This is a genomic window from Nitrospiria bacterium (assembly GCA_035498035.1).
In the GTDB taxonomy this organism is placed as follows: Bacteria; Nitrospirota; Nitrospiria; order JACQBZ01; family JACQBZ01; genus JACQBZ01.
On the sequence record DATKAN010000038.1, the window covers coordinates 75980 to 96282 of the forward strand.

The following is a 20303-nucleotide window of genomic DNA, read 5'->3' on the forward strand; positions in this document are numbered from 1 at the left end:
GTGGCTGTCATGGAGACCCGGCGATTGGATAGGCTGTTGGAGGGGATTCCGGAAGCGCGTCTCGTCCTCAAAGACGAAAGTCGGTTGCCGGAGATCCGTCAGGTGGTTTCGGACTCCCGACAGGTCGGGCCCGGCAGTTTATTTGTCGCCGTGCGCGGCGGGCATTCCGACGGACATGTCTTTATCAAGGAGGCGCTGGAACGGGGAGCCGTGGCCGTTGTCATCGAGGAATCGGCGTCGCCGCCCGGGCTGACAGGAGAGGTTCCGGTCATCCGGGTGAGGGACTCCCGATCCGCTCTGGCGCGTCTGGCGGAACGGTTCTACGGCTATCCCTCGTCGCATCTTCGCGTTATCGGGGTGACGGGCACCAACGGTAAAACCACCGTCACCTATGTGATCCGAAGCATTCTTCAGGCGGCCGGTTTCCGCGTCGGGTTATTCGGCACCGTGGCCTACGATCTGGCGGGAGAAATGATTCCTTCCACACACACCACGCCCGAATCCCACATCCTGCAGGGGCTGTTGGCGAGGTTGGTCGAAAAAGGGGCCGGATACGCGGTGATGGAAGTTTCCTCGCACGCGTTGGCGCTCCATCGGGTCGAGGGATGCGAATTCGACGTGGGGGTCTTTACCAACCTGACCCAGGATCATCTGGACTTTCATCACACCATGGAGGAATATTTCGAATCCAAACGCAGGCTGTTCTTGGGGTTGACCTCGACATCGCGAAAGGCGTTCCCCAAGCGTGCCGTCATCAATCGGGACGACGTCTGGGGAGATCGTTTGGCCGGATCCATCACCGCGCCGGTTTGGACCTACGGCCTTGACCGTCGGGCCGACTTGACCGCCCTGGACCTGCAAAGCAGTCTGGATGGGTTGACCTTCACGGCCGTTACGCCGGCGGGATCCTTTCCCGTCCGAACCCGTTTGGTGGGCCAATACAATGTCTATAACCTGTTGGCGGCGATCGGCACGGCGCTCCATCTGGAAATCCGATCGGAACACATCCAACAGGGGATCGCGTCGCTGCCGGGCGTGCCGGGCCGGTTCGAACGACTCGATTCAGGACAGGGGTTCAAGGTGATCGTCGACTATGCGCATACCGAGGATGCCTTGGACCGTCTCCTTCGGGCCGTTGCGGAATTGACCCCCGTACGGGTCATTACGGTCTTCGGCTGCGGCGGGGACCGGGATCGGGGAAAGCGCGCCCCCATGGGTCGGGTCGCGGCCCGCTACAGCGACGTGGTCGTGATCACTTCCGACAATCCCCGCAGCGAGGATCCCGTCGGGATCATGAAAGAGGTGGAGGCGGGTGTGCGCGAGGGCTCGGCTCTTAAAAAAAATCCCGTTCAGGTGCTCCCGATCGTAGGCCGCCTGGAAGCGATCGAGCAGGCCTTAAGTCTGGCCCGGCCGGGAGACACCGTCGTCTTGGCAGGGAAAGGCCATGAGGAATACCAGATCATCGGCGATCGGGTGATCCCGTTCAACGATCGACGGATTGCCAGCGACTGGATTCAAAGGAGTCGATCCGGAGGTCTCGCGAGTGGGTCTTGAAGCGGTTGGAATGGAGACATTGTTTACAGCGGCCGAGATCGTATCGGCCACCGGCGGCCGCTTGATGCGGGGTGAGCCGTCCCAGGGCGTTCCGGGGCTCTCCATCGACTCGAGAACGATCCGGCCGGGAGAGTTGTTCCTGGCGATCCGGGGAGAACGGTTTGACGGACACCAGTTCGTCTACGATGCGCTGGGGCGCGGAGCCTGCGGGGTGGTGGTGAACGTATCGGCCCATCGCATTCCAAAGACGGCGGAAGAAGAGACGCTGCTCCGGGGTAAAATCCTCATCGGGGTCACGGACACCCTGGCGGCGTTGCAGGAAATTTCGCGGTTTCACCGACGGCGGTGGTCCCTGCCCGTGATGGGCGTGACCGGCAGCAATGGCAAGACCACGACCAAGGAGATGACGGCCGGGGTTTTGACCGAGCGGTATGTCACGCTGAAGAACGAAGGGAACCTGAATAACCAGATCGGCGTTCCGCTCACGCTGCTCCGTTTGACCGCGCGCCATCAGGCCGCCGTTCTGGAGATGGGGATCAGCCGGGCCGGCGAGCTGCGGCGTCTGTGCGAGGTGGCGATTCCGCGCGTGGGGCTGATCACCAATATCGGCCCGACCCATCTCGAAACCCTGGGGAGCGTGGAGGCGGTCGCCTCCGCCAAGGCCGAACTGTTGGAGGCGCTTTCCCCATCGGAAGGGGTGGCCATTCTGAATCGGGATGATCCGTTTTTCCCCTATCTTCGAACCCGCGCCCCCGGCCGTGTCGTGACGTTCGGGCTGAGCCCCGATGCGGATGTCTCCGCCGGAGAAATCCGTGAGGCCGATTCCCTGACCCGAATGGCCTTGACCTGTGTCCCTTCGATCGTCGGGATCGGGCGATCCGCGTCACGATCCGTCCGCGGATCGGGGCGCACCGGGTCGGAAGCGCCAAGCTCCATTGGAGCCGATCGAATCCGAATCTCGGTCAGCCTGCCGGCGGTCGGTCGCCATAATGCACTGAACGCCGCGGCCGCGGCCGCCGCGGGACTGGTCTTGGGCTGCGGGCCGGAAGAAATCAGGCGGGGGCTTGAAGCCTTCCGGCCGGTGGCCATGCGTTCGGAATTAATCGGATGGGAGGGACGGACCGTTCTGTATGACGTCTACAATGCCAATCCGGCCTCCGTCCAGGCCGCCCTGGAAACCTTGATCGGTTTCGCCGGTCGCGGCCGGCGGATTGCGGTGCTGGGGGATATGCTGGAGCTGGGGGCGGCCGCGACCGACGCCCATCGACAGATCGGCCGGGGGGTGGTTTCCTCTGGAGTCCACGTTCTGATCACCTTGGGGAAACTCGGGGCCGTCATCGCGGAAGAGGCCCAGGCCCAGGGGATGGACCGGAATCGGGTCAGGGTCTGTCAGGAAGCGTCGCAGGCGGCGCAGAGCCTGAAAGAAATGACGGAAGAGGGCGACGTGATTTTGCTCAAAGGTTCGAGGGGCATGCGGATGGAACGAATCCTGGACCATCTTTCGACTAAACGGTAGGAAGCCATGCTGTATCACCTCTTGTTTTCCATCCATGTGGTTCACCCTTTTTTTAATGTCTTCCGGTACATCACCTTCCGGACCAGCTACGCCGTTCTGACCGCTTTTCTGATCAGTTTTTTAATCGGTCCTATGGTGATCCGGCAGCTTCGGCAATCCCAGATCGGGCAGCAAATCCGAAACGAGGGTCCGAAGTCCCATCTTTCCAAGGCCGGGACGCCGACGATGGGCGGACTGCTCATCCTGGTGGCTGTGTTGGGGGCCACGTGGCTATGGGCCGATCTCCAGAGTCCCTATGTCTGGCTGCTCGTCTTGTCGCTGGTGTTATTCGGCTTGATCGGATTTCTCGATGATTATCTCAAGTTCGTGAAAAAACATTCCGCGGGATTATGGCCAAGATACAAATTGGCGGCCCAGACGGCCGTGGCCGCAGGAATCGTGGGCATCCTTTACGGAGCGTTGAATTATTCGACGCAGTTGAGCCTGCCGTTCTTTAAAAACATACATCCCGATCTTGGATTGTTTTATCTCCCCTTCGCCGTGGTGGTGATCGTGGGGGCCTCGAATGCCGTGAATCTAACGGACGGCCTGGACGGTCTGGCCACCGGCCCGGTGGCCGTCGCGGCCGTGGCCTACACCATCGTGACCTACGTGACCGGCAACCGTATCTTCGCCGATTACCTTTTGATCCCCTACATCGACGGGGCCGGGGAACTGGCCGTGGTTTGCGGCGCGCTTTTCGGGGCCTGCCTGGGATTCCTGTGGTATAACAGCTATCCGGCCTCCGTCTTCATGGGCGACGTCGGCTCATTGCCGCTCGGGGGAATGTTGGGAACCGTGGCCGTGATCACCAAGCATGAATTTCTTCTTCTGTTCGTCGGAGGGTTGTTTGTAATCGAGGCCCTGTCGGTCATCCTGCAGGTAGGGTCTTTTAAGATGCGGGCCAAAAGGATCTTTTTGATGGCTCCGTTGCATCATCACTTTGAACTCAAAGGATGGGCGGAGCCCAAGGTGGTGATTCGGTTCTGGATCATCGCCATCGTAATGGCGCTTCTGAGTCTGAGCACCTTGAAGCTGAGGTGATCGGATGGCGCTGGACGTGGAGGGGAAAAAGGTCACGGTCGTGGGCCTGGGGCGGAGCGGTGAGGCCGCGGCGCGCTTGTTGGTTCAGCGGGGGGCGTGGGTGACGGTGACGGACCGTCGGTCCGAGGCCGAGCTGGAAGGGCCCTTGACGACATTAAAAAAAGAGGGCTCGGTTCGATATCGGATCGGCGGACATCCTGAATCGGCATTTCAGGAGGCGGAGCTGATCGTAATAAGCCCCGGGATTCCGCTCGAGGGGGTGGAGGAAGTTCAGGCGGCGCAGGCCGGGGGTGTGCCGGTGATCGGAGAGATCGAACTGGGATACGGATTCGCGAAGGCCCCGATCGTAGCGGTCACCGGAACCAACGGTAAGAGCACCACCGCCGCGCTGACGGGTGAAATCCTGAAGGCTGCGGGGCGCCGGGTCTTTGTCGGAGGGAATCTGGGCCGGCCGCTGTGCGAAGCCGTCCTGGAACGGACCGAATGGGATTGGATCGTTGTGGAGGTCAGCAGTTTTCAACTCGAAACCGTCCGGACCTTCCGGCCTCGGGTGGCGGCGCTGCTCAACGTCACGCCCAATCACCTGGATCGCTATCGGAGTTTTGAGGATTATTTGGCGGCCAAGATGAGGATATTTGAAAATCAAACGGCGGACGATACGGCCGTCGTCAATGCCGATGATGCGTTGGTTTTCGAGCGGACCGATTCGGTCCGATCGAGAAGGGTGTTCGCCGGCCGAAGCCCCCGGCCGGCACCGGGGGTGTATCTGGATTCGGAACGGCTGGTGGCCGTCGGCGTCTCGGCTCCTGCGGAGCGGGTCGAGATCCTTCGCCGGAAAGAGATCCCTTTACCGGGGTCCCACAATCTTGAGAACGTCCTGGCCGCTTCGGCCGTCGGGATCGTTTGCGGCTGCGCCCCGGATCGAATCCGGGAGGCCGTGATGGGATTTAAAGGGCTCGAGCACCGGCTGGAACCGGTTCGGATACGGAATGGGGTGCTGTACGTCAACGACTCGAAGGCGACCACCGTCGCGGCACTGGCCAAGGCCCTGGAGGCCTTTAACGAGCCCGTCGTGCTGATCGCGGGCGGCCGGGACAAGGGAGGGGATTTTACTCTTCTTCGGGATCTCATCCGCCACCGGGTGAAGTCGGCCCTCTTGATCGGCGAGGCGCGTCCGACCCTGCGGGCGGCCTGGGGAGACCTGCTGCACGTACTCGAGGCCGACAACCTGGAGGAGGCCGTCCAACGGGCCGCCCGGGAGGCGGTTTCGGGAGACGTGGTGCTCCTGTCGCCGGCCTGCAGCAGTTTTGACATGTTCCGGGATTTTGAGGACCGAGGACGTCGTTTTAGGGAGGCCGTGAACCGGCTATAAAAATGGACAAGGCCCGTGGCGACCGCTCGTTAGTCCTGCTGACCCTTTTGTTGATGCTGACCGGCGTGGTGATGATCTACAGCGCCAGCGCCGTTTTGGCCGGACACCAGTACGGCGACTCGCTTTTTTTCTTCAAGCGGCAGATGCTTTGGGCCGTCGTTGGAGTGGCCGCGATGGTGGCGGTGTCGCATGTCCCCTACGAGTTTTGGAATCGGATGGCCTTGCCGCTGGTTCTGGGAGCGGTGGTTCTGCTGGGCTTGGTTCTCATCCCGGGCATCGGCATCGAGCTGAACGGATCCCGCCGGTGGATTCGATTGGGCTCCTTGACCCTTCAACCCTCGGAGGCGGCGCGTATTTGCGGCGTGATCTACCTGGCTCGGTATTTGATGAAAAAGCGGGACCGCCTGGACGAATTTTTCCGGGATTTTCTGCCCCCGATGGTCGTGATCGGGGTTTTGCTGGCCTTGATCATGGGGGAGTCGGACCTGGGGACGGCCGCCGTGATGGGTTTGGTGGCCGGTCTCATGCTGTTCATCGGCGGCGCGAGGTGGCGGCATCTCTGGGTCATGGTACTGTTGGCGGCGCCGGTCTTGTACGCCATGATCATGAAGATCGGCTACCGACGCCAACGGTGGATGGCCTTTCTGGATCCATGGCGGGACCCGACCGACACGGGATTTCAGATGATCCAGTCTTTCTTGGCGCTGGGGGGAGGCGGAACGGTCGGAATGGGATTGGGGGAGGGGCGGCAGAAACTTTTTTTTCTTCCGTACCCGCATACCGATTTTATATTTGCGGTGATCGGCGAGGAGTTGGGCTTGCTGGGAACCCTGAGTGTTCTGGTCCTGTTCGGAATGCTGGCCTGGCGGGGGCTGTCGATCAGTTTGAAGGCTCCGGATCCCTTCGGACGGCATCTGGCCTTCGGCCTTACGATGATGATCATTGTTCAGGCCGTGGTCAACATGGCCGTTGTGACCGGCCTGCTGCCGACGAAAGGTCTGACGCTGCCGTTCTTAAGCTACGGCGGGTCCTCGCTCGTCGTGAATTTTACGGCGATCGGCATCCTCTGGAATATTTCAAGGACCGTTCCGGCCGGGCGATCGATCCTCTCCCGTGAGGGGATCCGATCCGGATGGAAAACCAAGCCGGCGGTCCGGTCGGATCGGCGCGAACGCGGGCTGAGGGGGTCCTAGCGGGGTGCGCATCGTGATCGCGGGCGGTGGAACGGGCGGCCATCTCTTCCCGGGCGTCGCGCTGGCGCACGAATTCCAACGGCAGCGCCCCGGCGCCGGCGTCCTGTTCGTTGGGACCGCCCGAGGACTTGAGACCAAGATCATTCCTCGGGAAGGGTTCGATCTTCGGCTGGTCCCCATCGGGGGTTGGGTCGGGAAGGTAGGATGGCGCAAAATGAAGACGCTGTTAGAGATACCGGCGGGCCTCTGGCGATCCTGGAGGATTTTGAGAGAAGTCCGTCCCGATCTTGTCATCGGGGTGGGGGGGTATGCCTCCGGTCCGATTATGGCGATGGCCGCCGTGATGCGATTGGCGCGCGTCCTGGTGGAACCGAATGCGGTGCCGGGCCTGACCAACCGAATCCTCGGGTCGTGGGTGGATCGGATCTATCTGTCGTTCGAGGAGACGCGGAACTGGTTTAAGGATCGGGCGAAGCCCGGATCGATCCGGGTTTTTGGAAACCCGGTTCGTCGGGACATCCTGGGGATGGGGGATCGGCCCTCCGGGAAATCCGGAAAAGCGACGGTCCTGGTGATGGGGGGCAGCCAGGGGTCCCGGGCCATCAATCGGGTCATGATGGAAGCCCTGACCGGATTGGACGCTTGGAAGACCAAGATCCGAATTATCCACCAGTCGGGGGAGAAGGATGCCGGATGGCTCCAGGAGGGATACACCGGTAGGGGGTTTGACGCCGTGGTCTCGCCGTTCCTGGCGCCGGTCTCGGAGGCCTACCGCGCGGCCGATCTGGTCGTCTGCCGTTCCGGTGCGACGACCGTGGCCGAGTTGACCGCCCGCGGTCTTCCCGCGATCCTGATCCCGTTTCCCTTTGCGACCCATGGGCATCAGGAAAAAAACGCACGCGCCTTGGCCGAGGCCGGCGCGGCGGAGGTGATTCTGGAGCGGGACCTGACGGGCGAACGGATGGCCGGGTCGATCACGACCTTATTGACCCATCCGGGCCGGCTGGATCAAATGGCCGAGCGGAGCCGACGGCTGGGCCGTCCGGAGGCGGCCGAGAAGATCGTCGCAGACTGCCTGCAGCTCATCGGGGCATAAACGGCATGCACGGTCTCAAATACAAGCGAGCCTCCGGCCGGGCCGGTTCGAGCGCCGCCGGTGGGAGTATCGGAGGATCCATGAGTCATGTTTCGTAAGATTCAGCAGATTCACTTTGTGGGCATCGGGGGGGCCGGGATGAGCGGTATCGCCGAGGTCCTTCTCAATATGGGGTATCGCGTGACGGGTTCCGATCTTTCCCATTCCGAGACGGTCAAGCGATTGGAGGCGATCGGCGGCAAGATCTCCATCGGACACCGTCCCTCGAATCTCGGTCAGGCCCAGGTGGTGGTCGTTTCCTCCGCCGTTTCGCCGCAGAATCCGGAGGTCCTGGCGGCGCGGGAACGTTTAATCCCCGTGATCCCGCGCGCCGCGATGCTGGCCGAACTGATGCGACTCAAATACGGAGTCGCGATCGCCGGCGCGCACGGCAAGACCACGACGACATCGCTGGTGGCCTCGGTCCTGGCGGAAGGCGGGCTGGACCCGACGGCCGTGATCGGCGGCAAGCTCAACCGCTTTGGAAGCCATGCCAAGCTGGGCCAGGGTGAGTTGCTGGTGGCCGAGGCGGACGAGAGCGACGGGTCGTTCCTGCGGCTTTCCCCGACCATCGCGGTGGTGACGACGATCGATCGGGAGCATCTCGAATACTACCGGGACCTAGACCAGATCCAGCGGGCCTTCCTGGATTTCTTGAACAAGGTGCCCTTCTACGGATTGGCCGTGGTTTGCCTGGATCAGGAGTCGATTCAGCAGATCATCCCGCAACTCAATGTCCGGTATCTGACCTACGGGATGACGACGCAGGCCGATCTGGTGGGCGGCGAGGTGGAGCTCAAGGGGTGGGAATCGGAATTTTCGGTTCATTTCCGTAATAAGAGGCTGGGGCGTTTCCGCCTCGCCCTTCCGGGAATGCACAACATCTACAACGCCCTGGCCGCCATCGCGGTCGGGATGGAACTGGAGGTCGGTCTCGAGGCGATCCAAAAGGCACTGGCCGAGTTTGCGGGCGTGGAGCGTCGATTCCATCCGGTGGGCGAAAAGGGCGGGGTCATGATCGTTGACGACTACGGCCATCATCCCACCGAGATCAAGGCGACCCTGTCGGCGGCGAAAGCCGGCTTTAATCGACGGCTGCTGGTGGTTTTTCAGCCGCACCGGTACTCGCGGACGCGCGACCTGATCAAGGAATTCGGCACGGCCTTCTATCAGGCCGACAGCCTGATCCTCACCGAAATTTATGCCGCCGGCGAGGCGCCCGTCGAGGGGATCACGGGCCGGAGTTTGTACGATCAGGTGAAGCAGCACGGCCACAAGGATGTCCACTTTCTTGCGACACGGGATGCGATTGTGGAACAGCTTGTTTCCATGGTCCGGCCGGGCGACATGATCCTGACGCTCGGGGCGGGGGATGTCTGGAAAATCGGGAAGGCCGTGTTGGATCGATTATCGGACGGGACGGAATGAAAAAAACCGATGAGAAAACGCTCCGCGAAGCCGTTCATGGAGTCGAAGGCGAGATGGGCTGGCAGGAGGCGTTGAGCCGCCATACGACGCTCCGGATCGGCGGACCGGCGGATGTTCTGGTGGTGCCCAAGGACCTGGAGGCCTTGGTGCGTCTGGTGCGACAGGCCCGGGAACGGGACGTGCCGGTCTTTGTCATGGGGGGATCAAACCTCTTGGTCCGGGACGGGGGGATCCGGGGGATTGTCGTGAAGCTGTCCCGTTTTGAGAAGATCACGGACCCGAACGAAACCCAGGTCGACGCGGAGGGCGGTGTCCTTCTCTCCAACCTGGCCCGACATGCGATGAAACGGAGTTTGACCGGGCTGGAGTTCGCTCAAGGCATTCCGGGAACGGTGGGAGGGGCCGTCGTCATGAACGCCGGAACACGCGAGGGGGAAATCGCCGATCGCCTGACCGCAGTCCGGATCGTGGAGCCGACCGGGACCCTCCGGGCGGTGACCCGGAGCGAGATGGAATTCGGCTACCGGTCGTCCCGCATCCCGAAGGGGGTTATTGTCGGCGCGGTGTTTCAACTTCATCCCTCGACCCAGCCCGAGATCCAGCGGCGGATGCGGGGCTTTATCGATCGACGCAAGGCGACTCAACCCCTCGCCCTTCCCAACGCCGGTTCCATTTTCAAGAATCCGAACGGCCATTTCGCGGCCGAGCTGGTGGAGCAGGTCGGACTGAAGGGCCATCGCATCGGCGATGCGCAGGTCTCGGAGCGACATGCCAATTTTATCGTCAACCTCGGCCGGGCCACGGCCAAGGATGTCTTGGAGTTGATTCGAGCCGTCGGAAAGCGCGTCGAGGAGCGGACGGGGATCACCTTGGAGCTGGAACTCAGGGTGGTGGGAAGGGATTGACCGATTATGGGTTCGATCATCCGAGCGGGTATCCGCCCGGCGAGCCTGGCGAGCGGGAGGGGGAGAACTTCGACGAGCTCAGTCGAGTCGCTCCATCCGGCTTAGCCGGCCCGCACTCGGCGGTTTGCAGCCGATGTGTGGATGGGGCGACGTGAGCCCCTTTAATTCATCGATGTTGACGAACAAAAAAATCGCCGTCCTGATGGGCGGTGCGTCGGCCGAACGTGAAATTTCGCTGAAGAGCGGACGGGCCATGGAGGCCTCGCTCCGTCGGCAGGGCTGCACGGTGGTGGCGATCGATTTGGATGAAACAGTCGCCGAGCGGCTCCGGCGGGAAAAGATCGAGCTGGTCGTCAATGCCCTCCACGGCCGCGGGGGGGAAGACGGCGCGATTCAAGGGTTGCTCGAAATTCTCGGGATTCCCTATACCGGCTCGGGCGTGCTGGCCAGCGCAATCGGCATGAACAAGGTGATGACGAAGCGAATTCTGGAGGCCCACGGTGTTCCCACGCCGAAATACTCCGTGCTTCGGTCGGATCATCTATCCGCCTCCGGATTCCGGGAACTCCCGGAAGAGTTGGAAGGCCCGGTGGTTGTGAAGCCCGTCTCGGAGGGATCCACCATTGGAGTCACGATCGTTCGGGACCTGGGGGCCGTCGAGGCGGCCTACCGGGAGGCGTTCCGACACGGCAATGAGATTCTTGTGGAGGAATACATCGAGGGACACGAGGTGACCGCCGGAATTTTGGAGGAGACCCCGCTCCCGCTGATTGAGATCGTTCCCAAGGACGCTTTTTACGACTACCGGGCGAAGTACACGAAGGAAATGACGGAATACATCGTGCCGGCCCGTTTCTCCTCGGAGGTTACGAAGGGAGTCCAGGCCCTGGCGTTGAAGACCCATCGGATCGTCGGGTGTCGGGGATGCAGTCGGGTTGATTTTCGGATCGATCGGGGCGAACGCCCGTTTGTGTTGGAGATCAATACGGTCCCCGGCATGACCGAGACGAGCCTCCTTCCCAAGGCGGCGGAGGCGGCCGGAATCTCCTATGATCAGTTGGTGGCCAAAATCGTTCATTCGGCGATCGAATCGTCACGAAGATGATGTATCGATACCATCGGTCCAGAGGAGATTTAAACTCCGTCCCTGCACAGAAAAGGGGCCAGAAAGGGGTTTCAAAACTGCGGCCGGCCCGGGCGCGCGGGAAAGGGGTTCTATGGGCCGGCCCGGGCGCGCGGGTTGCGAAGGTTCTCTTATATGCCCTGCCGTTGGCGGGTGTCGCGGGTGCGGGATTGTGGGGGTGGTACGCCTTGATGAACGGGGTGAGGCATTCAAGCCTGTTCACACTTCAGGAGGTCCGTACCGTGGGTTGGGAGCGGGCGGCAAAGCTCAAAGCCCTCGAGCGTCTTCGTTATTCTTCATCGGGATCAAGCCTCCTCGATCTGGATCTGGTTTCGCTGAAAGGGTCGTTGTTGGGCGAACCCTGGATCCGGGACGTGAACCTGCGCAAGGAATACCCGGACACCCTGTCCGTTCGGGTGACCGAGCGCCGTCCCGTTGCGGTTCTGGCCGGTCGGCAGATCGAGGCCATTGTGGATGACACCGGGACGGTGCTGGAGGAATGGCCCAACGGAGCGCAGACCCCCAATCCCTGGTCGCACCTTCCCGTCATTCATGGGGTGGAAGCGAGTTCACTACGGGACGGGGATTCTGCGGCCGTCCAACGGTTTGGAGCGGCCCTGGACGTTTTGCGCGCGGCGTCTTCATCAGCGGAGCCGGGGATGGATTTGGACGCCGGCCAATGGGACGACGTCCGGGTCCGGCGGAATGGATACTGGATCCGGTTCGGAGAAGGATCCATTGATGAAAAGTGGCGCCGCTTCCTGTCGGTCGAGAACGAGATCGAGCGGCGGCATGAGGGGGTGCAGGAAGTCGATCTGCGGTTTCCGGCGCAGGTGGTGGTCCGATGAAGCATGGACAACCGATTCCCAATGAATCCGTATAGTGAGCGTTATCCCCGCAGGTGAGGGCGGGGTCAGGGAGCGGATTAAGACGAGGAGACTCCACCCGGATCGAAGAATCCCCGGGTGGAAAGCCGGGGTTCTTCAACGACCGGCCCCGCGGCGGTCCGGGCGGCATCTGAAAGGAGGTCATCGGAATTGGCGAAGCGAGAAGATATCATCGTAGGCCTTGACATCGGCACGACGAAGATCTGCGCCATCGTCGGCGAAATCAACCGCTCGTCCCGGTCGGACGGCCTTTCCGGCATCGACGTGATCGGCATCGGCACCAGTCCATCCCGCGGACTCCGAAAAGGCGTGGTGGTGAACATCGAGAGCACGGTGGAGTCGATCAAGAAGGCGGTGGAGGAGGCCGAGCTCATGGCCGGGGTTCAGATCCAGGCCGTTTATGCCGGAATCGCCGGCGGGCACGTCAAGGGCTTCAACAGCCGCGGCGTCATCGCCGTGAAGGAGAGGGAGGTGAGTCAGGCGGATGTGGAACGCGTCATCGACGCCGCACGGGCCGTCGCGATTCCCCTCGACCGCGAAGTCCTGCACGTCCTACCGCAGGAATTCATCGTGGACGATCAGGACGGGATCAAAGACCCCCTTGGAATGGCCGGCGTCCGTTTGGAAGCCGAGGTGCACATCATCACCGGGGCCGTGACCTCGGCCCAGAACATCATCAAGAGCGTGAACCGGGCCGGGCTTGAAGTGATCGACATCATCCTTCAACCCTTAGCGTCCAGCGAGGCGGTGTTAACCCCGGAGGAGAGGGATCTGGGCGTTACGATGGTGGACATCGGGGGAGGAACGACCGATATCGCGACCTTTGTCGACGGAGGAATCTGGCATACGGCGGTATTGGGAATCGGCGGGAATCATCTGACGGGGGATGTGGCGATCGGGCTTCGGACGCCGGTGGCCGAGGCCGAGAAGATCAAGATCAAGTACGGCTGCGCCATGACCTCGATGGTGAAGGAGAATGAAACGATCGAGGTCCCCAGCGTCGGGGGCCGTCCGCCCCGGATTCTATCGCGTCAGATCCTGTCCGAAATCATCGAGCCGAGGGCCGAGGAAATCTTCGGACTGGTGGCCCGAGAGATCAAGCGGACGGGTTACGAGGAGCGGGTGGCCTCGGGGGTGGTGATCACGGGCGGGAGCGCCACGCTGAGGGGAATGGTCGAGGTGGCCGAACGGATTTTGGATCTGCCGGTCCGTCTGGGTGCTCCGACCAACGTGGGCGGCTTGGCGGACATCGTGAATAATCCGATGTATGCCACGGGGGTGGGACTGATCCTGTATGCGCTCAAGACGCAAGGGGAACGGGAGGTGCGGCGGTTCAAAGATCGGCGGCTGTTCTACAAAGTGGCCGGCCGGATGCGGGAATGGGTCCAGGAATTTTTTTAAGACAATTATAATAAGCGGGCATCCGGCTTTGCCGGTGCGAGCGCGGGGCGTGGGGGCATCGGAGGACGCGGGTCGATTTATCCGCACGGGCCCTCACACAAAAAAAGGAGGTCACGCATGTTTCTCTTTGAAGAGGCCGAGATCAGGCCGGCCAAGATCAAAGTCATCGGGGTCGGGGGCAGCGGTTGCAATGCGGTGAACACGATGATCGCCTCCAAGTTTTCGGGGGTCGAATTCATCTCGGCGAATACCGATGTCCAGGCGTTGAGCCTGTCCAAGGCGCCTTGCACCCTTCCGATGGGCGCCCGATTGACCAAGGGTCTTGGGGCCGGGGCCAATCCCAACGTGGGTCGGGAGGCCGCGCTGGAGGACGCACAGAAAATCCGGGAAATGCTGGAGGGAGCCGATATGGTTTTCGTGACGGCCGGCATGGGGGGAGGGACCGGAACCGGTGCGGCGCCCATTATCGCGAATGTCGCCCGGGAACTTGGAGCCTTGACGGTGGCCGTCGTCACGAAACCGTTTCAATTCGAGGGGGCGCTTCGGATGCGTCGTGCCGAGGAAGGCATCGACGAACTGAAGAAGGTGGTCGATTCCCTGATCGTGATCCCCAACCAGCGGCTTCTGTCGATCGTGGACAAAACCGCCTCCGTGCCGAAATCCTTCAAGATGGTGGATGATGTGCTTCGCCAGGCGGTCCAGGGGATCGCGGATCTCGTGACGACGCCCGGTCTGGTCAATGTGGATTTTGCGGATGTCCGGACCGTGATGGCCCATATGGGGCGGGCCGTGATGGGAATGGGATTCGCCCGGGGCGATCATCGCGCGGTGGAGGCGGCCCAGAGGGCGATCTCCAGTCCCCTGCTCGAGGAGGACGGGATTCATGGGGCGCGGGGGGTGCTCCTGAACATCACCGGGGGGGAAGGATTGTCCCTTCACGAGGTGAGCGAGGCCTCCACGATTATTCAGGAGGCGGCCGACCCGGAGGCCAACATTATCTTCGGCTCCGTGATCAACAAACAGATGAAGGAGGACGTGATCGTCACCGTCATCGCCACCGGTTTCGATAAGGAATTGATTCGGGAAGAGCCCGTAAAATCCGCGGCCTCCAAACCGGTGCCTTCGAAGAGCCTGGACCGGCCCGCCTTTCTGCGAAAGGTGGCGAACAGCGGATATCCGCCGGGCGGACTCAACGTCGATGATGAATGGGACGTTCCGACCTTTTTGCGAAAACAGGCGGACTGAGGTGTCTGATTCATAATTGCGGTGACGAAGGATCGGAAAAAATTCAGAGCGGAGCTTGTCTTCGCGCGGAGGGAAACTCCGCACTGTGCGGATTAAGCATGTCTAAGCTCATGGATCGGCATAATGTGGTAGGTGAGATGGCGGCATCGTTTCATGTGATCGAAATCGAGGACCATCGTGCCGTGGAACTTCCATGGAAGGGCGGAAATCCCCCATGGCGGGCGCTGTTTGGTCTTCGCGGTCCTCGTCCGATGGAAATTCTGGCGAAGTATTTCGGACTCCAAACGAACCGGATTGCGACGGTTCGCCAGGTGCACGGCGTTTCCATCTGGGTGGTCGACGCGGCCCAGGCTTCCGATCCATCCGGACCGGAACGGGAGGCGGACGCCATGATCACCAAGCGGCCTGGGATGGCGATCGCGGTCCGAACGGCCGACTGCCTGCCCATCTTGATCTGGGATGAGGTCAACAAGGTTGCCGCAGCCGTGCATGCGGGCTGGCGAGGATCGCTTAACGCGATCGCCTCCAAGGCCGTTCTGACGATGCGGTCTTCCTTCGGGAGCCATCCCGGCGATCTTCGAGTCGGAATCGGCCCGGCGATCGGGCCTTGTTGTTATGAAGTGAACGGGCCGGTGTTGACGCCGCTTCGGGAACGGTTCGGCTATTGGAGCGAGGTGGTAAGGGAGAAGGGGAACGGCAAAGGAATGCTCGACCTGGCGGGATTGAATTTCCGCCAACTGGTGGCCACGGGGGTTCCGCCGGAAGGGATCACGGTGGCCTATGCCTGCACCTTTTGTCATCCGGAACGTTTCTATTCGTTCCGACGCGACGGTGACTCGTCCGGCGGAATGATCAGCGGGATAATGATCCAAGCATGATCGTTCATCGGGACGGTTGTAAAGAGCCCAGTCGGGCAAGGCGTGCCGTGTCCCTGCCGGATGGAGAGATGGATGGATCAGTCGCCGCCAATCTGCGATGGGTCCGGGAACGGATCCTCGCCGCCGCGGAACGGTCCGGACGTGATCCGAGACGGATTACGCTGGTTGTCGTCACCAAAGGGGTGAGGAGCGACCGTGTTCGGGAGGCCGTGGCGGCCGGCGCCACCGTGCTGGGCGAAAACCGGGTTCAGGAAGCCCTGCCGAAAATCAAGGCCCTTGGGGAGACGGTTCGGTGGCATCTGATCGGCCACCTTCAGAGGAATAAAGTAAAGCAGGCCGTCCCGAATTTTGATCTGATCCATTCGGTCGACAGTCCCGAGCTGGCCGAAGAGATCGAACGGCGCGCCGAGCAGGCCGGGATCCGACAAAGGGTGCTGATTCAAGTGAATGTGTCCCGCGAGCCCAGCAAACACGGGATATTACCGGAAGCGGTGGACGATTTGGTTCGGAAAACGGCGGCCCTTCCGCATCTTGTTCTGGACGGATTGATGACGATTCCGCCCCCGTCAACCGATCCGAAACGATCGAGGCCCTATTTTCGCTGGCTGGGTGAAAAAGCGGAAGAGCTCGGGCGGGCCGGACGGCCCGTTCGGGAGCTGTCGATGGGAATGTCCGGCGATTTTGAGGTGGCCATCGAGGAAGGGGCGACCCTGATTCGTGTCGGGACCGCGATTTTCGGCCCTCGGGGAATGACGGAAGGGATTGAAGGGGGACCGGCATAACAATGTTCATCGCCGCCAACCTGATTAAGGCCGTCGCTGAGGTGGTCAGTATCATTTTGAATTTTTACATGTGGGTGATCATTATCCGGGCCCTGATCTCTTGGGTCAATCCGGATCCCTATAACCCGATCGTCCAGTTTCTTTACAAGGTGACGGAGCCGGTGCTGCACCCCGTCCGTCGGCTCATCCCGGTGTATAATATGGGTATCGATCTTTCGCCGTTGATCGTGATCCTGATCCTAATTTTCCTGAGAAGTTTTTTGGTGGCCAGTTTGTATCAATTGGCCCTTCGGCTGCAATAATCCGCCGCCGCGGGCCTCACGCACGTCAGCCAGAGGAGGATGGAATGAAGATCACACCGTTGGACATTCAGCAGGCCGGTTTCAAGGTCCGGGTGCGGGGCTATGACCGGCAGGAAGTGGACAGCTTCCTCGATGCCATCACCGAGGATTACGAGGCGCTGGTCCGAGAGAACAGCACCCTTCGAGAGAAGGTGGCCGAATCGGAGAATCAACTGGCCGAGTTGCGAAAGAAAGAGGCCACCTTGAACAATACCCTGATGAAAGCTCAAGACCTGGTGGAGGAAATGAAGCACGGGGCCCAAAGAGATGCGGATCTGGTCTTGAAAGAAGCGGAGCTGAAAGCGGAGCAAATGATCCACGGGGCCCATGAAGAAATGGCCGCCATTAGACGGGAAATCCTCGATCTTCAGAAGCAAAGGGTCGTGTTCCTGGAGAAGATCCGGTCCATGATCAAGATCTTCCAGAGGGTTGTCGAACTTGAGGATCGTGAAGAGGACAAGAACGGAAAAAAAGAACGATCGGAAGAGGAACGGGATGACAATGTCCGTCTGTTGAAACCGAAAACATAACGGCGAAACCTCTCTGGCAAGCTGCGAGTTGAATACCGTGATATGGCAGGCTGCTCAAAAAAAACCTGATCCCCCCTCCGGAGACTTCCGACACGATCGATCCTGGACCGGGGTTACGAGGCCGCGGCCCCGAGGGCGAGCGAGGCGCACTCCACCGGTAGCTCGAGAAGACCGAGGGGGCGAGGACACGGCCTATGGACTTTTTCAGCCGCCGGCCTATGGAGGTGAAGATGCATTACGATGTGTACATCACTCAAAAAGACCGGATCTATACGGCCATGGTTCCGGCCCTGCCCGGCTGTACGGCCCTCGGACGTTCGGAGGATGAGGTGCTGGGCAACATTCGGGATGTGATTGAAGGGTATTTTCGATCGCTGCAGATGCAGCGAAAACCATTTCCCGACGTCAAGGTGGTGAAGATACACCATGCCCGATATCCCACCGCTCGATCTGCGTGAAACCGAAGAAGGCGTTGTTCTCAAAGTTTCGGTCCAGCCCAGGGCCTCCCGCCAGGAGTTGTCCGGCATCCATGACGGCGCATTGAGGTTGCGGCTGACGGTTCCTCCGGTCGAAGGCGCAGCGAACGAGGCCTGTCGGGTCTTTCTGGCGGAGTTGTTTCAGACTCCGAAAAGCCGGATCCAGATCATCCGTGGGGTGCGCTCCCGACAGAAGTGGGTTCAGATAGAGGGACTGACCTCCGACATGATTTTACGGCGGCTTGCCCAGAACCCGGATTAGCGGTCGTGACAGACCAGGCATAGCGTCTTGATGGGGACGCGGAGAAAAGGACGGGTGTCGTTGTCGTGGGGATTGTGACAGGAATCGCAATGGATGACGCCCCGGAAGGTTCGGACCAATGTCGCGGCGGAGGCCGGATCGTTCGGGTCGATGTTTTGCAAATTCAGCGCGGCGGATTGGGGTCCGGTCGGCAAGATCACACCGCTTTCGTCACGGTCGGGAATCGACCAGTAACGTTTGAGCTTCGGATCGGGCCGATCGTTGGCGTACGTTCCGTCCGGTTGTCGTGGATACAGGATCGAATCGGGGTGGTCCGGAATTTGAAGGCCGGTCCGCAGGGCGGCGACGGCCCGGGGGTTGTAAGTCGCCGCCGACCCAGAAAACCCGAGCTGATGGATGTTGCTGCCGAGGACCCCGTCGTGGCAGGTCAAGCAGTCAAAGGAAGGCCCGAAGGGTTTTGTATCGGGGGTGCCCTTTCCTGAAGGAGGCGGGACAACGTGGGTCGTCTGAAAGGTCTTGATCGGATTATCTTTGTCCCAGGCGGCCGCGGCCTGGGAGACGGTGCCTTTAATATGGCAGGAACCACAAACCGTTTCCATCGGGGAAGCCGCGCCGGCCGGAATCACGTTGTGCTTGCTGGATAGGACCTGATCAAATCCTTGCCCGCCGGCGATGCCCCGGAGGAGAACCCCGATCGTAGTGAACACCAGCGTCCGCTGTCGAAAGGTCATGGCGTTTCCTCGCTAAAAACCTATACCACAAACCGGTTTGTATTGTCTATTTTTATAAGGGCTGGTTTCTTCCACTCCCCTTTGAACTCATCCTTTGGCCCCTAGGGCGTCCTGAATGGTTTTCGCCAGATCGTCGGCCCATTTCCTAATTTCCGGTTCATGTTCCCCTTCGATCATGATCCGGATGAGGGGCTCGGTTCCGGAGTAGCGGACCAAGAGCCGCCCGGAGCCGTCCAGTTTCTTTTCCAGTAGTTCGATCCGCTGCTTCACCTTCGGAATTGTTGAGAAGTCGTGCCGTTCTTTGACCGGGACGTTGACCAGCACTTGGGGAAAATTGGTCATAACCTTGGCCAGTTCGGAAAGGGGTTTTCCGGTGGTCTTCATCAGGGCGAGGACCTGTACGGCCGTGATCAGTCCATCACCCGTGGTGTTGTAGTCCAAGAAGATCAAATGGCCGGATTGCTCCCCTCCGAAGTTATAACCGTCGCTAAGCATTCGTTCCAGCACATACCGGTCTCCCACCGCCGTCTTCACGATCTGAATGCCGGCCGCCTTCATGGCCCGATCCAGACCCATGTTGCTCATTACGGTTGTGACCAGCGTGTTTTTGTTGAGCCGCCTCATCTTTTTCAGGGACACGGCCAAGGCCGCCATCACTTGATCTCCATTCAACAAACGGCCTTTCTCGCAGGTGAAGATCGCCCGGTCGGCATCGCCGTCATGAGCGATTCCGACATCGGCGTGCTGCTCACGGACCGCTTTTCGGATCACGTCCGGATGGGTGGAGCCGCAGTTCCGATTGATGTTCATCCCGTCGGGTTCGTCTCCCAGGACGATCACCTTCGCATCCAGCTCCCGCAGAATCGTCGGCGCGACTTTGTAGGCCGCGCCGTTCGCGCAATCGACCACAACCGTCAAACCTTGCAGGGTCATCCCCTTCGGAAGGGAGCTCTTGACGAACTCGATGTATCGTCCCTCCGCATCGTCCACGCGGAAGGCCTTCCCGATCGCGTCTGCCGTCGGGCGGATGGCGTCGATTTTTCCCGAGAAGATGAGCGCTTCCATCTCGTGTTCCATCCGGTCCGGAAGTTTCAACCCGTCCCGGGAGAAGAATTTGATTCCGTTGTCCTGAAAGGAATTGTGCGAGGCCGAGATCACGACGCCCGCGTCCGCGCGCAGGCTCCGTGTGAGAAAGGCGATGCCGGGGGTGGGAAAGGGGCCCACCAAAAGGACGTCCACGCCCATCGAGCAGATGCCGGAGGTCAATGCGCTTTCGAGCATGTAGCCCGACAGACGGGTATCTTTTCCGATGACGATTCGGTGACGACCGGCCTTATTCTTGAACAGGTAGGCCGCGGCCCGGCCCAATTTCATGGCCATCTCGGAGGTCATCGGTTCTTGGTTGGCGATTCCCCGAACTCCGTCTGTTCCGAATAATTTTTTGGCCTGTCCGGGTTTCAT

The 20303-nt window shown here is 60.8% G+C and carries 19 protein-coding genes and 1 pseudogene; 18 read left to right on the plus strand and 2 right to left on the minus strand.

Annotated elements, in window-relative coordinates; all coding sequences use genetic code 11:
* Positions 1-24 precede the first annotated feature (24 nt).
* The 18 genes and pseudogenes from VMN77_08000 (at position 25) to VMN77_08085 (ending at position 18111) form a co-directional block, all read left to right on the plus strand.
* Entirely contained in the window at positions 25-1554 is a 1530-nt protein-coding gene (locus VMN77_08000; protein HTN43725.1) for a UDP-N-acetylmuramoyl-L-alanyl-D-glutamate--2,6-diaminopimelate ligase, read from the plus strand.
* Entirely contained in the window at positions 1544-3070 is a 1527-nt protein-coding gene (gene murF, locus VMN77_08005) for a UDP-N-acetylmuramoyl-tripeptide--D-alanyl-D-alanine ligase (GenBank protein HTN43726.1), read from the plus strand. The genes VMN77_08000 and murF overlap by 11 nt, the downstream gene beginning before the upstream one ends.
* A 6-nt stretch (positions 3071-3076) precedes the next feature.
* On the plus strand, positions 3077-4153 hold the full coding sequence (gene mraY, locus VMN77_08010; GenBank protein ID HTN43727.1) for a phospho-N-acetylmuramoyl-pentapeptide-transferase: 1077 nt from the start codon (positions 3077-3079) through the stop codon (positions 4151-4153).
* Between the two features lie 4 nt (positions 4154-4157).
* Positions 4158-5525: a UDP-N-acetylmuramoyl-L-alanine--D-glutamate ligase gene (murD, locus tag VMN77_08015; protein ID HTN43728.1), complete on the plus strand. Its 1368-nt coding sequence runs from the start codon at positions 4158-4160 to the stop codon at positions 5523-5525.
* Positions 5526-5527: 2 nt separating this feature from the next.
* Positions 5528-6604: pseudogene (ftsW, locus tag VMN77_08020) on the plus strand (putative lipid II flippase FtsW).
* 118 nt (positions 6605-6722) lie between these two features.
* Positions 6723-7814, plus strand: coding sequence for an undecaprenyldiphospho-muramoylpentapeptide beta-N-acetylglucosaminyltransferase (murG, locus tag VMN77_08025; GenBank protein ID HTN43729.1), 1092 nt, complete (start codon positions 6723-6725; stop codon positions 7812-7814).
* Positions 7815-7901: 87 nt separating this feature from the next.
* Entirely contained in the window at positions 7902-9281 is a 1380-nt protein-coding gene (gene murC / locus VMN77_08030) for a UDP-N-acetylmuramate--L-alanine ligase (protein ID HTN43730.1), read from the plus strand.
* Positions 9278-10186, plus strand: coding sequence for a UDP-N-acetylmuramate dehydrogenase (gene murB, locus VMN77_08035; protein HTN43731.1), 909 nt, complete (start codon positions 9278-9280; stop codon positions 10184-10186). The genes murC and murB overlap by 4 nt, the downstream gene beginning before the upstream one ends.
* A gap of 151 nt (positions 10187-10337) precedes the next feature.
* Complete coding sequence (locus VMN77_08040) at positions 10338-11291, plus strand: D-alanine--D-alanine ligase (protein HTN43732.1); 954 nt, start codon at positions 10338-10340, stop codon at positions 11289-11291.
* Positions 11288-12157, plus strand: a complete 870-nt coding sequence (locus VMN77_08045) for an FtsQ-type POTRA domain-containing protein (GenBank protein ID HTN43733.1) — start codon at positions 11288-11290, stop codon at positions 12155-12157. Before VMN77_08040 ends, VMN77_08045 begins: the two co-directional genes overlap by 4 nt.
* A 189-nt stretch (positions 12158-12346) precedes the next feature.
* On the plus strand, positions 12347-13597 hold the full coding sequence (gene ftsA, locus VMN77_08050; GenBank protein ID HTN43734.1) for a cell division protein FtsA: 1251 nt from the start codon (positions 12347-12349) through the stop codon (positions 13595-13597).
* A gap of 117 nt (positions 13598-13714) precedes the next feature.
* Positions 13715-14842, plus strand: a complete 1128-nt coding sequence (gene ftsZ / locus VMN77_08055; GenBank protein HTN43735.1) for a cell division protein FtsZ — start codon at positions 13715-13717, stop codon at positions 14840-14842.
* 98 nt (positions 14843-14940) lie between these two features.
* Positions 14941-15720, plus strand: coding sequence for a peptidoglycan editing factor PgeF (gene pgeF, locus VMN77_08060; GenBank protein HTN43736.1), 780 nt, complete (start codon positions 14941-14943; stop codon positions 15718-15720).
* A 68-nt stretch (positions 15721-15788) separates the two neighbouring features.
* Positions 15789-16502, plus strand: coding sequence for a YggS family pyridoxal phosphate-dependent enzyme (locus VMN77_08065; GenBank protein ID HTN43737.1), 714 nt, complete (start codon positions 15789-15791; stop codon positions 16500-16502).
* Positions 16503-16504: 2 nt separating this feature from the next.
* Positions 16505-16804, plus strand: a complete 300-nt coding sequence (locus VMN77_08070) for a YggT family protein (protein ID HTN43738.1) — start codon at positions 16505-16507, stop codon at positions 16802-16804.
* Between the two features lie 44 nt (positions 16805-16848).
* Entirely contained in the window at positions 16849-17373 is a 525-nt protein-coding gene (locus tag VMN77_08075) for a DivIVA domain-containing protein (GenBank protein ID HTN43739.1), read from the plus strand.
* A 194-nt stretch (positions 17374-17567) separates the two neighbouring features.
* On the plus strand, positions 17568-17831 hold the full coding sequence (locus VMN77_08080) for a type II toxin-antitoxin system HicB family antitoxin (protein ID HTN43740.1): 264 nt from the start codon (positions 17568-17570) through the stop codon (positions 17829-17831).
* A complete protein-coding gene (locus tag VMN77_08085) occupies positions 17800-18111 on the plus strand; it encodes a DUF167 domain-containing protein (protein HTN43741.1) in 312 nt (103 codons plus the stop codon). The genes VMN77_08080 and VMN77_08085 overlap by 32 nt, the downstream gene beginning before the upstream one ends.
* Here the strand turns inward: VMN77_08085 and VMN77_08090 are convergent.
* The gene (locus tag VMN77_08090; GenBank protein HTN43742.1) at positions 18108-18842 is read right to left on the minus strand and encodes a cytochrome c3 family protein; all 735 of its coding nucleotides are present in this window, start codon (positions 18840-18842) and stop codon (positions 18108-18110) included. The genes VMN77_08085 and VMN77_08090 overlap by 4 nt on opposite strands.
* An 87-nt stretch (positions 18843-18929) precedes the next feature.
* Positions 18930-20303, minus strand: a complete 1374-nt coding sequence (gene glmM / locus VMN77_08095; protein ID HTN43743.1) for a phosphoglucosamine mutase — start codon at positions 20301-20303, stop codon at positions 18930-18932.